Origin of the sequence: Crenothrix polyspora (genome assembly GCF_900163755.1) — a bacterium.
Lineage (GTDB): Bacteria > Pseudomonadota > Gammaproteobacteria > Methylococcales > Methylomonadaceae > Crenothrix > Crenothrix polyspora.
Genome location: NZ_FUKI01000162.1, coordinates 1 through 12,507, shown reverse-complemented (window position 1 = coordinate 12,507; position 12,507 = coordinate 1). Strand labels below are relative to the sequence as shown.

The window sequence follows — 12,507 nt, the reverse complement described above, 5'->3', positions numbered from 1 at the left end:
TCGTTTACAAAAACGAAAATTATATGACATTTCATTGGCTTATTTTTTTGTCATGTACAGAGGATATTTTTATTCAATGTCATTTAGCAATCTTATAAGGCTACGGCCAATTGCTTCGGCTAAATTTACAGGTACTGCATTACCTATTTGTTTATATTTCTGTGACTGAGAACCTTGAAACTCCCAATTGTCTGGAAATGTTTGTATTCTTGCATATTCCCTAATATTCAATGGCCTAGTTTCTTCTGGGTGACATCTTTCTGTTTGTTTTTGTGCTGGTGAACATGTTAGTGTCAGGCTCGGTTCATCCCATGAAAGCCTTCTAGCCATACCGGTTTTTCCGCCACCAAGAAAATAGCTTTTTTGCATATATTCCCTTTGCAGATTATCCGGCAAATCTCGCCAGTAACCACCAGGAGGAACAAAATTTAAAATTTCAGCTTTTCTTTTAGGGTATTTTTGTCCATCTGATTCGGGGATATCGCAAGTATAAAGATCACCTTTTTTAAGTGCATCTCTCATTACCATAATTCTTCTATAAGGTGACGGCCAAAAGAATTCGGCTTTATTGGCTAAATCATTTCTTATACCAACGATAATCAACCTTTCACGCTTTTGTGGCACTCTATAAAAAACAGCCTTTAATACACGAGGCTCTAAAACAGAATAGCCTAATTCACTTAAAACTGACCTTATAGTTTCAAGTGTTCTACCATCATCATGTGATGCTAACCCTCTAACATTTTCTGCCATAAAAACTTTAGGAGAGCATTCCTTTAATGCTCTGCCAAATTCATAAAATAAGGTTCCTCTAGTATCCTCAAATCCTAATTTTTTTCCAGCATAAGAAAATGCTTGGCAAGGAAATCCACCAGATAAAATATCAACCTTACCTTTGTATGGCTTGAAATCAACATTCGTAATACTACCCTCAATCACATTCCAATTTGGTCTGTTTTTCCTGAGCGTTGCACAAGCATATTTATCTATTTCATTCAGTAAAACAGATTCAAAACCTGCTCTTTCCATACCGATTGCCAAACCACCAGCCCCAGCAAACAGCTCAATTAGCTGATATGGTCTTTTAGGTCTAATTAATAGCTCTTTATCCCATTCGCTATTAAAAAGAAGCTGTGCCTGTTCAAATTTTTCTAACTGTGCTCGATGGTAAACCCTGTAATTATTTTCGGGATGCCTTTCAGGTACTAACGTGCCGTTATTATCCCACCTACGTAGCGTTTCTTTAGATAAACTTAAAATATCAGCAACTTGAGCAATGCTATAAAAATCTGGAATCATAAAGCTATCTCAAAACATTGGTAATGGTTACCAATAATAAAGCATTACGAACCGTACGTCAAACATTGGTCATGGTTATAGTTTTATTATCGGAAGTAGGCGGCTACTGGACATTTCGTAGTTTTTAAACCTTCATTAATTCTGATAGCCTTAAATTTGGTTAAAATACTTAGATTATTCCCCTGCTCGAGAAATGAAACCTCGAACTTTTTGCTTTATTTCTATCCCAACTTCATTAAAAACATCAAGAATATCATCAAAAACATCCTCCCCTGCAAATGTGTGCCATAACTCTTCTTGAACAAGAAGATCACCAGCTGGATCACATTCTGCACCAGTCCAGCGGGCGTAAGGCTCAGGATGGTATGGGTTATATGGGATACCAATACGGGTATCGACCTTAGCATCTTTGTTAGTACTCATCCTGAGTGCAGCCCACCGCAATATCTTGCGTCTTAGCGAACGGAATTCTTTAAGGTTAGGCTTTACAGTAGTGATATCTACGAAAATCTCTGTACCATCAGGTTTCCTGATGTAAACATCAACGATCCCTTCGTGATGCTTAAATCTTTCCCCTTGTTTAATAGAGTCTCGAATCATTTCAATCTCAACCATTTTATTGGGTTTACCAGACAGACAAAAGCTATCGATTAATGCCTCAGTACTAATATCAATTTCACCTTCCAATTTATATTGTCGCTCGGCAATCCATCCTTTATCTTTTGCCAGGATCACGGCCATTTGCTCATATATTGACATGCCAAATGTCGTATACAAGGATTGCATCAAAGATGCCATCACAATAGTTTCACGATCAAAAATTGCTGAAAAAAATGGAGCGTAGACAGTTTCTGATTTGTAGTTTTCCAATTTTTCACAGACCTTTTTTCTCACAAGGTCTGCAATCTGTTTTTTGCATTCTTCATTCATGTTTTATTATTGAAATTTATTTGGGTTTACAGAGGGAAATTAGTTTAAATAGGTAATAAATGATAGCAATTGATATCAGAGAGAAGATAACTATTGCCTACCAATCTTTGTTGGGTATTTAGAGAAAATGCCTACAATTTAGCCAGTTCACAAAAAAAAACAGTAATGTTCTTAGTGCAATTTCAAAAATTGTCATAGGACAAGTTCTCTACAAAAAAGCTGTTTGTCACCCCAATTGGACAAATTTATATATTTCTTGATAGCATGCGAGACATTTTTGATGCAGTTAATTCGGTATCATAGTTACCTAATTCCGATGCTATTTTTTGCCCTTTATCTAATAGTTCCCTAAGAGTTTCATTGAGTTTTTTTATCCGACTTGTATCTAATACCATACGAATTGCAACTCCATCATAGTTGCAACTCATGAATTCTGATTCATTACCAATCAATTTTATTGCATCACTACCGCTACAAATATAGAAACTACCACCAAATTGACAGAGGGAACTTGTCATAAAAAGACCATAACCAGAATTAACCCAGTCGCCATCACTTTTTTTCCTTTTTTCTTTAGCCACGCCGGAAACTCCTGGCTGAAGTGCACTAAATACAGCATGGCGGTTGTCTCGGATTCTTAATTTTGAATTTCTATTTAGAGAGCTGAATAATCCTACGCCTTCGTCAAGTATGGATATTTCCACTCTGTTTTTTGTTGGCCAGTATTGTGCTGCATACCAAATGTGACTTGCTTCTCCATGTTCAACAACATTTCTAATTATCTCTCTAATTGCGTAGGTTAACGTTTCATGCACAGCACAGTTGCTGTGTCTTGTTAATACCCCAGCGATGCGTAATGATTCCTGTTCAACTATTTCTCCATGATGCACATATTCTTCACGGGCTTCTGTTTTAATTTTACTTACTACCAATCGAGTAAGTGGGATGTATGTACCGTTACCAGAAGCTTGGCCTGGTTCGTTTCCATGATTTAGGCCAAAGCTTTTAAAAAGCCCCATCCATGATGCGTAATCATGATCGGAATAATTTTTCGCTGTTAACTTAAAATCTCTGCCAAAATTTTCTTTACCTTTTCTTACAAACTGCCGAATCAATGCAGATAGAAACAACATTCCAAAAGGCTCAACATGACTCAAGAATCTAAAATCCAAACAATTTTCTGAGGTTTCTTGAAAATTATTAAATTCTAAGGAAAAGGGTATGAGGTTTTCTGGAGTAAGGCTGCTTGGAATAACTATAGTGTTCATATGATTTTTTGCACAATATTATACAGAATACAAGATTTTTTAATGCCAATGTAAAAACATACCAATCTACGGCGTTATTATCTGGCTTGCCATTGTTCATTAGGTATTTTCAACTAAAACATCTCTTTCAACACATCAGGTACCTCCTCACCATCCATACCTCCAGCAAAAGTAAGCTCCACCGGCTTATCACCAGGCCGTAACCAAAACTGCACCACCACCTCACCCCGAATTGCCGTCACATTCAAATACTCGCCCAAATCCTCCGCCCTGGCATAATGCAGCCGCACCTTATCGCCGCCCCACAATACCGGATGGTAGGTTTCAATCTGGCTGACATTCACCACCTTGTCCGCATCCACATACAACTCACCGACCAGATAATAACCGTGATTGGCTTTTAAATTATTCACCAGCCAACGCAATGACCGGCCTTTCATATCGACACGCTGCGAGATCACCCGCAACGGCTCACCCTTAATCAACACCGCATCCACCGGAAACAAATTGTGCTGCATCTGGCTTTTGCCCACCGAACGCACCTTGCCGTTATGCTCAATAATCAAACCGCTTTGCCATGCGCCCAATATCGGACAGTTGCAATTGATATGCTCCAAGGTCAGATTATCTATGGCCTTCAGTTCCAGCGTGTACCAGTTTGCGCCCTGCACTTCGATAAATTCATCGTAAGAAATATCAAAATCTTTCAGGATTTGGTGCAAACCACCGCGCAGCCCCAAGCTGCTCATGGGGTACAGACCGACACAAAACACCAGCAGCGAACACAAGACAATCATTTCTGCCTTGCTGCCCACTTCCAGCCGGTACGCCCGTTTGCCCGGCATCACCACGCGTATAGGCGACGGCCAGAACAAGTCCACACCGCGAATATTGGCCATGTCGATTTGCAGATGCGACCAGTAGCCACCGAGCAACGCCCAAAAATACAAAGGATAATAGAAATACAGTGGTGAAATTAACGTTACCAGAATGGCAATGCCGACAAAAGAATGGGTGATGGTGCGGTGGCCGAAACGCTTTTCCAGCGGCACCGAGATCCAGAACAACGGCCTTCCTACTTTTGACGTGGGCAGGTCGATGTCCGGCATGATGGAGAACAGCATCGCCAAACACCAGGCTATGGGGTCTATCTTGTACTCAAAAACGGTTGCGCCACCCAAGTACATGACGGTTGAAAAGGCGGCGTGGGTGGCTGCTAGCATTATTTTTATTGTCCACGGAAGGCACTAAAATATTTGATATTACTGAGTTAAATTCAAAAGCACATCATGACAGACGCTAAACCGGTTTTACGTTCCTTTGCGCCTCACCCCCGTTTTTGCCCATTCCCTCGAAAAGGTAAAAGTTTCAAAATGGGGCGCTAATCAACAAAAGGCTCTAAAGTTTCACGGGATTTATCGGGCCATGAGCGACTAAGCCCTATTACAAATCTGCAATAGCCTTACGAACTTGCCCACTGAGCAAGGGCTTTGTCTGGAGAACAAATCTCATTGACTGATTCGTAGTAGAACGTGCGCCAGCTGGATTTTGGCAAGCCTGCGAAGATCATAAGATTCAGGGGATAGCCTTCGCTATCGGTACACCGCCTAAAATCATCTCTAAAAAGAAAGATGGGCTTTTCCAAAGCCATCGCTATACCCAACTCAATCATCACCCCTTCATCGGGAGGCGTGCCGTTGACGACAGCAAAAATAGCATCACAGGTTTTCACATCCGATACGTCTTTCTGCCCGACATCATAAGCCCAGCCAGGATTAGAGAAGTCGATCTGTTCGTTGCGTTCAAAAGGCTCCCACACCTCTAGCCCCAAACTTTCGAGGGCGGTCACTAATTCGGGCAATAGGGTTTTTGCCTGTTTAGAAAATCCATACGGATTCGCAAGATAGATTCGTTTTTTCATTGTTGATGTTCTCTAAGTTCCAGGGTTTGAGTCCAGTGACACGGCAACGATTCCTGCATTTTCGAGCCATAAGGATCTAACCCATTCAATATTAAAATAAATTTATTAGTTTAATGGGTTAATTTATATTATTTCGCTTGAAACAAAAAGGCCGGCAGCTTGGAAAATGCACCCGTGCAACGCTCCCGTAACGCCATCACCAGAACCTCGGCATCGGTTACCGCGTCCACCGGATCACGTTTAAGTGCAGAATCCAGTGCCGCCTTTAACCAGTAGGACGCGGCTGCATCGTTACGGATTTCTTCACATAAATTCACACGGACAAGCTTATTTTTTTTCATTGGCCAATACCCTTAAAAACAAAGAAACGGAAAGTCAAAAACAACGCCGCACCCATGCCACCCATGATGTACAGCGTCTTGTCACCCGTACCCATGCCGATGTAGCGCATGGATACAATCAACGCGCCAATCACCATTACCATTGGCGTAAAGTCCAAGTATTTCACCCCTGCTTCATGGCGCATGGCGCGTACTTTTTTCTTGTCAATGAGGCTTTCTTTACTGGATTCATCCAACATGTCGTAAATCGCTTGCGGTATGCCGCCGGATTGTTTAACGACGTGAGAAATGTACAGGTCGGGCGATTCGATCAACACGCCCTTGGCGATGATGTATTTCTTGACGATTTCACGGATCACCGGCGCGGGTAGCGGCTTAACGGTAATCTCTTTCATTTTCCACCACAGCTTGCGGACACGGGCTTTTTTCTCGGACGCACAGCCACCACCTGGGCATGGTCGAATATCGCCAGCCAGAACGCCATTTGGGTGGGTGTCAGCGAAGTTAAATCATCCACGGCAATCACCGGCTTGTCGGGTGCGCGTGCCAGTGCCGGAATAATGGCATGGGTTAAATCACGCATACTCATGCGGTTAACCTGGCTTTTGACTTCTTTCCAGTCCACTTGTGTACCGGGCAAGCCGTGAAACTTGGCGGGTAAGTCCAGCTCCTGAGCAGTTACCAGATCCAAGTCCAGCATTTGCCGCGCCATTTCGACAAACTGGCCTTTGGCCTGGTGGTCGCGTAGCTTTATCAGCAGGGCAATGTTGCTTTGCACCTGATCCAACGCCGCCCGTAGCACCGCCGATTTACCAATGCCCACCGAGCCAATCAGGATAACGTGCTTGCCCTTCTTGATTTCGGCCACCACATCGGCAACCAGATTGTCACGGCCTATTAAACCTACAATGTCGTCCATTCTAGCCTCCTAATGCGTCGTTGTGGCCTTGCAGGTAGGCCAGTAAGGTTTGCCATTCTGAACCGGCATATTTGGACAATTTGTAGCGTTGCGTCTTGGCCAGTACGTCTATTTTGGCAATCAGGGCATCTTCATCATTCACCTTGCCGCCAATTGCCCAAAGCTCATTCATTTCCGAGGAAAAGCCTTGGTTAATGCGCTGTTTCAACCACGCGGCTTTTTCTTTCAGGAATTTACGGCGCACGTCGGATGCCGCTTGTTCGGCTTCCAGTGTCCGCAGTTGCGCCATGTCGGTGATGACTTTAGTGCTCAGGTCGTCGGTTTCCTTGGCTTCGGTGACTAATTTCAAGGCTTTCTCCCTGTCCTCTTTGATCGATGACAGCGGGATATTGATCTGTAGGCCACCATACGCCGTGAAAGGTGTGTCCCGAAAGTCGGTACCACCAAAGCCCAAACGACCGCTTAGCGAGGTGTTACGTAGCGCCCAGGTGACAGTATCCGGTTTATCGTAGGCTCTGGTTACATTGTGCTGGGCTTGCAGGATTGGGTTAGCCTGGTTAATAAACGTCAAAACCTTGTCATCTTCCCAGGCTTTTACTTGGAAAGGCAATAATACCGTTACAATTGTGATAATTTGCAGGATCATGTCTATACTTTGCCATAACAAAATTTTGTTTTTGTTTTAACCTAGTCTAGTTTATGAACCAGCAAATGTTAGTGCCATGAATCTAAAAGAAGCAGAATTATTATTAGGGGCTGGGGCGTTGCAAACACCGGTCATCAAAAAATACGCCGGTGGTGATGATGAGGGTTGGGTGGTTACGCTCACCGGAAAGCACAAGCTGAATGCCACGCTGGAAACCGCAAGGGGTGAAGTTCGGGTTTTTAAGCGCCTGGATGTGGCGGTGGATTTGTTGTTTGGGTTGGGGGTTGGTAAGGTTGAGGTGGTTCGGTGATTTTACCCGTCAACCACACAACAAGGTTTTGTTTTTAAAGTTTGGCAGAACCATCTTTAGTGCTTTCTCTATCACCTTCTTTTCTCTTAAGCCAAGCCTTGTATTCTGTGGGGTTTATTTGTGGGGCTAGGCGCTTATGCAACCAGGCCAAAAACTGAACTCGCTCCAAACCCACTCTAAAATTGGCTGTTTCGGCATTGTAGGTTTGGGTTGTTGCACTGCCTACCTCGGCAATGTAACTACTTGCCCAAACGCGCTTTTCTTCAATTGACAAGGCGTTTATTGCTGCGGTGGTGTGTTCGCGTAGAAATTCGGCTTCCCGTACCAAACGCCGTTTTTCCTGAGCCTTGCGCTGCTCTTCGTCTTTTTTCCCTTGTTCTTCCTGCGCCTTTTTTTCTTCAAATGGCGTTTTACCTACTACAGCCTCACTTTCATAAAGGGTACGGATATAACCTGCCGTTGAGCCTTTGACCTGTTTTTTATGGGCTTTGGCTTCCACGTAGCTCACCACCTCACGAACACGCGCTTCGTCTTGCAAAATCCATAAAATGGCTAGGCGCTTGCCTATACCGTGTTCCAGCAGCTTTTTAAACAAGTCGGATTCTTGAATAGCAGCATGGTCATTTTCGATCACCGGCTTTAAGAGTGCTTGTTGAGGGCTTTCGGTAATCATGAATCGAACCGCACTGACTTTGCGGCCTTGTTTTTTAAATTCGGCCACCAACTGTATATCTGAAACGCGGTTGATTTCTTTTACCGATGGCTTAATGACACGCTCATTCAAACGGTAAAATTCGTCATAAAGCTCAGCATCGGCTCCCATGATGCGCCGGAACAGCTCCAATTCCAACCAACCGGTGGAACCCACTGTCTTATACCTAAGGCAGTTTTCGTACAATGTCAACGCGTAACTGCCAGTGAAGAGGTGCTGTACGCCAATATTGATCGTCGCGTAAATTTCAGGTTTATAAAGGCGTTCGGCAAGGTATTCGGTATAACTGTAAGTGCAGATACCATGTTCAATATTACCGTAGGCCAGCAGAGACATGACATGCCAACTGTGTTTGCCATCTTTCATCATATTGAACTCGATGGAGGTGGAATTGAGCTTGCGGAGGGCTTCTTGAAGATATTCAGTATTATTGCTGTCATCCCAACCAAGCATAGCCCACAAATGCCTAACCGGTAACGTATGCGTCCGTTTGGTCAACAATTCATCGTAGGCGTTCAAAAGCAACACATTGGCTAATTTACGCTCCAATAGCGAGAGTTCCCCGCTGGTATGGATGGCGGCCACATGTTTTTTAAGTTGCTCAGTTATTGCCGCTACTGCCATGATAATTCCCCTGAAACTTTTTTTTATGACCGATTATACAAAATTATCACTTATAAAAAAATTTTATAAAGTGATAATTAGTGACAATTTGTGATGTTTTATCGTCCCGTAAACAGTGATAATTCGTCCAGTAAACAGTGACATTTCATCCCCTAAACAGGGATAATTGTCATGAGACAATAAAAATATTTAAGATAAAACAGTAACTTATATTAAATATATTTAGTCACATAGATTGATCCCGTAAACAGTGATAATTCATCCCGTAAACAGTGATAATTAGCCTTTTTCATCCCGTAAACAGTGATAATTAAAATGATTTTATCCCGTAAACAGTGATAATTCATCCCGTAAACAGTGATATTAACTGTCTACAGCCATTGGTAAACGCGGCTTCCAGAAAGCTAAACTATATTAAACATGTTGTTTATTAAACAACAACAGCAAAACAAAAAACTTGTTGTTGTTTTGTGATGATACCTTCTCAATTTTTACAGCGCAAAGGCCAATTGTTGAAATCGTGAAACGAGTCACACAATCAGGCTATATTTTTTGATTATTTATGCTTATACTCACAGGAGGGCTATAAAAACAGCCCTCCTGCCATTTTTAGTTACTTAATAACTAACCTTTTGCCATTCGTTAAAATCGCGCCAGCGACATTCTCGCCAGCATTTATAGCGTTTTTAATCGCAGTTTTATCAATCTTCCAACTGACAACCTGTTCTTTAAATTTTAAAGGTATCGCGTCTTCATCAAAAATATTGACCGCTGCCGGATTGTTTTGGATGGAAAGCTTGAAATACGGGCATTCAATCTTGCTAATGCCGGTATGTAACATGCTGCCTTTTAAATAATCCTTAAACCACTGCACCCGATTTTCCAAGGCTTTACGCCGTTTGGCCATTTCCGTTTCAGCGTTTTTGATCGCCTCGGCGGTGGCTTCCATGTTTTTTAAAAACATGGCCACGTTAATGGCTTTGTCTTCCAGTTCGCCGCTTAAGCCTTCCAGGGTGTCGTTGATGGCTTCAATGGGTAAATCCATTTCTGGATCAGTCAAAAAATCCAGGGCTTGCAAATAATGGCCGGTTAATTGGTACAAAGATAAGTTGCTCATGATAATGTCCTCGGTGTGGGCGGCGGGTAAGTGCCGCCCTTTATGCCTTACTGGGCTAAAGTGGGTTGATAACGTGACGATTGATTAACCGTTGCACTGCCATAGGTGTCGCGGATTTTTTCCAAATCCCAATCGCCTTTATTACGGCTTTTGTGGTCGGGTGGCCGAAAATACCAAGCTTGTTTTTTCTTGGCCCACCAATAACCGGCGTTTTTGATCGCGGCTTTGTGCAGTTTGGTGTTACCCGTCAACCACACCCAAGCCCCGCACACTTCAATCGTGATGCCAGCCAAACCAATAACGGCGTTTATTGCCGCGTTGAGTTCTTCGCCAAAATCGCTGTTAACTTCCTCGTTAATGGGGCGTTCTGCGCCGTTGTAGTCAAGATCGTGCAGGAATTGATAGGCCACATTAACCGCCTTCATCATTTCCAAACCGGCGGGATTGCGGTCGGGATGGTATTTAATGCAAGCCTTACGGTATGCGGTTTTAATGGCTTCTTGGTCGGCCACCGCACCCAGTCCGAGAATAGAAAGCGCGTCTTTAATGTTCATAAACCACCCCAGAAAACGGGTAAACATCCCTACTTAACGCGCTGGCGGCTTCAGCTTTTGCGTATTCTTCACCGACCCAATTTTCAAGCCGTGTTAGCAAACTTTCAAACTGAACCGGTGTTAATTCGGTGAAATGTTCCACATGCCAGGCTTTTTTTAGCCAGGTTTTCACTCGCTCACGGTCGAGCTTGTAGTCTCGAATTTGCGCCTCTAACAGCTTGTGCTGACTGGCGGTAATTCGTGCCGGTGGCGCTTCTACCTGTACCGCTTCAATGATCGGTGTCATTTCTTCGGCGGGGGTGACTTCGTACCCCGCTAAACTCATGATCCAACTGAACGCCAGACGGCAAGCCTTGCCAGTGGCGCGGGTTTGCGCCATGCTGCGCCGCGCGTAGCGTGGGCGGGTGTTCCACGGTTTTTCATCGCCACATTCAGCCGAGGCTCGGCTGATACACGCACCGTCAGACATCCGCACCAACTCCACAACCGCGACATAAACGCCGTCGTGTTCAGTAGTTTTAACTTCACGGGCGGTAACGCCTAGCATTGTTGCAAGCGTTGTCCAGCCTTCAACGTTTACAAAACGCTTGCTCTGTATCACTGTGAATAAATGCTGTTTGTCGATGACTACGGCCAGCTCGTGAGCCATTTCAGCCGCACCTGAAACTAAAGCGGTGGGGCTTGATGCCTGTAGCGTACCCAGTGCCACGGGTGACGGTGTGAGCGGTATTACTGCGGGTAATGCCGCCGTTGGTTCAGGTGCAACTTCAAGCACCTGTTTGATTTTTTGATTTGATGCTGCCATGATATGTACTCCTGCATGTAAATCTAAGCGCGGTGTTCGAGACCACGCTTAGAAAATAGGTTGTTATCCAACGACTCTTAAAGCGGACTGTTCAGCCTGCGGTTCTGTGAACCGTAGGTTGTATTGCAAACTCGCTAATTCATTAAAATCTTCTTTACTCAAACTGATTTGAGTTTCTGATTCTCCATTGCTGATTATCAGCAAAACACAATTTTCATTTTTACGTTCAGCGACGCTAACAATGCCGCCATTTTGTCCGTCAATTTGATAAACACAACGTGGTTTCATAACACATACTCCAAAGTTAAAAATCCGGTTTATTTCATTACAAGGTTGCGACCCTTGAAAACCCGCAAAGCCGGTTAACGGTTGCCGTTTTTCTCCTTTAGCGTCACTAAAAAACGGTAAAATTGACGATTAAGCACACTGTTTTAAATGCACTTTTGTTGAGTTTGAACCCACAAAAACGCACTAGACCAAACACCCGTACCACCTACCGCTACCCAAGAACCAGAACCCAGCGAAGGTAACAACGCACCCGAAAAACCACAGGGAAACGCCACCACGGGCAAGCCACGTAAAACCGCACACTGACAAGCCAACAACGAGCCGCGCGAGTTTGGCGAACCAAAAAACACCAACAAGCCCACACTAGCCGCCCCTACGACCGCACGGGTACGCCGAGCCAGCCGAACGCGTAACGGCACAAAAACCGAACCACCGGCCCACCACTGGACAAAACCACCTGAACCAGAAAACGCAGACACAGCCGCCACCGCCGAAAACTGCCCAGAACCCACACCACCCGAACCAAATGCGGCAAAACAGCGCACACGGGACGGCGAAACAAGGGCCAAAAGCGCGGCATCCGCACCGGAACAACAGCCAACGGCGAACGACACGCCACCAGCAGCAAGAACCGGCACGACTTGAGCCACCAACGCCAAACCGGACGCGGGGAGAACCCGCGAACCGGCCACGGCGACCACACCGGGCGAACTAAACACCACGAACCCACACCTGACCACGAGGCAAGGACGGCGCAGGGGACGACACCGCAG

Annotated in this window: 16 protein-coding genes; 1 reads left to right on the top strand and 15 read right to left on the bottom strand. The window is 44.4% G+C overall.

The genetic code is table 11. The features are described from left to right. Positions 1-69: 69 nt before the first annotated feature. The 9 genes from dcm to CRENPOLYSF2_RS16325 all read right to left on the bottom strand — a co-directional run bounded on the left by dcm (position 70) and on the right by CRENPOLYSF2_RS16325 (position 7,324). Positions 70-1,299, bottom strand: a complete 1,230-nt coding sequence (gene dcm, locus CRENPOLYSF2_RS16360) for a DNA (cytosine-5-)-methyltransferase (RefSeq protein ID WP_087145022.1) — start codon at positions 1,297-1,299, stop codon at positions 70-72. Positions 1,300-1,473: 174 nt separating this feature from the next. Continuing rightward, positions 1,474-2,229 (bottom strand): TdeIII family type II restriction endonuclease, encoded by a 756-nt coding sequence (locus CRENPOLYSF2_RS16355; RefSeq protein WP_087145021.1) that lies wholly within the window; start codon positions 2,227-2,229, stop codon positions 1,474-1,476. 245 nt (positions 2,230-2,474) lie between these two features. Next, positions 2,475-3,497, bottom strand: coding sequence for a sensor histidine kinase (locus CRENPOLYSF2_RS16350; RefSeq protein WP_087145020.1), 1,023 nt, complete (start codon positions 3,495-3,497; stop codon positions 2,475-2,477). Positions 3,498-3,610: 113 nt separating this feature from the next. Beyond that, complete coding sequence (locus CRENPOLYSF2_RS16345; protein ID WP_087145019.1) at positions 3,611-4,720, bottom strand: metal-dependent hydrolase; 1,110 nt, start codon at positions 4,718-4,720, stop codon at positions 3,611-3,613. Between the two features lie 239 nt (positions 4,721-4,959). After that, positions 4,960-5,418 (bottom strand): nucleoside 2-deoxyribosyltransferase, encoded by a 459-nt coding sequence (locus CRENPOLYSF2_RS16340; RefSeq protein WP_087145018.1) that lies wholly within the window; start codon positions 5,416-5,418, stop codon positions 4,960-4,962. A 128-nt stretch (positions 5,419-5,546) separates the two neighbouring features. After that, positions 5,547-5,759: a hypothetical protein gene (locus CRENPOLYSF2_RS16335; RefSeq protein ID WP_087145017.1), complete on the bottom strand. Its 213-nt coding sequence runs from the start codon at positions 5,757-5,759 to the stop codon at positions 5,547-5,549. Beyond that, the gene (locus CRENPOLYSF2_RS19310) at positions 5,756-6,154 is read right to left on the bottom strand and encodes a hypothetical protein (protein ID WP_245808036.1); all 399 of its coding nucleotides are present in this window, start codon (positions 6,152-6,154) and stop codon (positions 5,756-5,758) included. Before CRENPOLYSF2_RS19310 ends, CRENPOLYSF2_RS16335 begins: the two co-directional genes overlap by 4 nt. After that, on the bottom strand, positions 6,151-6,678 hold the full coding sequence (locus CRENPOLYSF2_RS19305) for an ATP-binding protein (protein WP_245808035.1): 528 nt from the start codon (positions 6,676-6,678) through the stop codon (positions 6,151-6,153). Before CRENPOLYSF2_RS19305 ends, CRENPOLYSF2_RS19310 begins: the two co-directional genes overlap by 4 nt. Before the next feature lies 1 nt (position 6,679). Next, on the bottom strand, positions 6,680-7,324 hold the full coding sequence (locus CRENPOLYSF2_RS16325) for a hypothetical protein (RefSeq protein ID WP_087145016.1): 645 nt from the start codon (positions 7,322-7,324) through the stop codon (positions 6,680-6,682). Positions 7,325-7,400: 76 nt separating this feature from the next. Here CRENPOLYSF2_RS16325 and CRENPOLYSF2_RS16320 point away from each other — a divergent pair, with 76 nt between their 5' ends. Continuing rightward, entirely contained in the window at positions 7,401-7,634 is a 234-nt protein-coding gene (locus CRENPOLYSF2_RS16320) for a hypothetical protein (RefSeq protein WP_087145015.1), read from the top strand. A gap of 34 nt (positions 7,635-7,668) precedes the next feature. On the opposite strand, the gene CRENPOLYSF2_RS16315 is transcribed toward CRENPOLYSF2_RS16320, so the two are convergent. From CRENPOLYSF2_RS16315 to CRENPOLYSF2_RS16290, 6 genes are all read right to left on the bottom strand, one after another. Beyond that, positions 7,669-8,970, bottom strand: a complete 1,302-nt coding sequence (locus tag CRENPOLYSF2_RS16315) for a replication initiation protein (RefSeq protein ID WP_087145014.1) — start codon at positions 8,968-8,970, stop codon at positions 7,669-7,671. Positions 8,971-9,583: 613 nt separating this feature from the next. Beyond that, positions 9,584-10,087 (bottom strand): siphovirus Gp157 family protein, encoded by a 504-nt coding sequence (locus CRENPOLYSF2_RS16310; RefSeq protein ID WP_087145013.1) that lies wholly within the window; start codon positions 10,085-10,087, stop codon positions 9,584-9,586. A 47-nt stretch (positions 10,088-10,134) separates the two neighbouring features. Beyond that, positions 10,135-10,641, bottom strand: coding sequence for a J domain-containing protein (locus CRENPOLYSF2_RS16305; protein WP_087145012.1), 507 nt, complete (start codon positions 10,639-10,641; stop codon positions 10,135-10,137). Beyond that, positions 10,631-11,446: a hypothetical protein gene (locus CRENPOLYSF2_RS18920; RefSeq protein WP_087145011.1), complete on the bottom strand. Its 816-nt coding sequence runs from the start codon at positions 11,444-11,446 to the stop codon at positions 10,631-10,633. The genes CRENPOLYSF2_RS16305 and CRENPOLYSF2_RS18920 overlap by 11 nt, the downstream gene beginning before the upstream one ends. A 63-nt stretch (positions 11,447-11,509) precedes the next feature. Next, positions 11,510-11,734, bottom strand: coding sequence for a hypothetical protein (locus tag CRENPOLYSF2_RS16295; RefSeq protein WP_087145010.1), 225 nt, complete (start codon positions 11,732-11,734; stop codon positions 11,510-11,512). A 143-nt stretch (positions 11,735-11,877) separates the two neighbouring features. Further along, on the bottom strand, positions 11,878-12,507 hold a 630-nt coding region (locus CRENPOLYSF2_RS16290), incomplete at its 5' end, for a hypothetical protein (protein ID WP_217884133.1).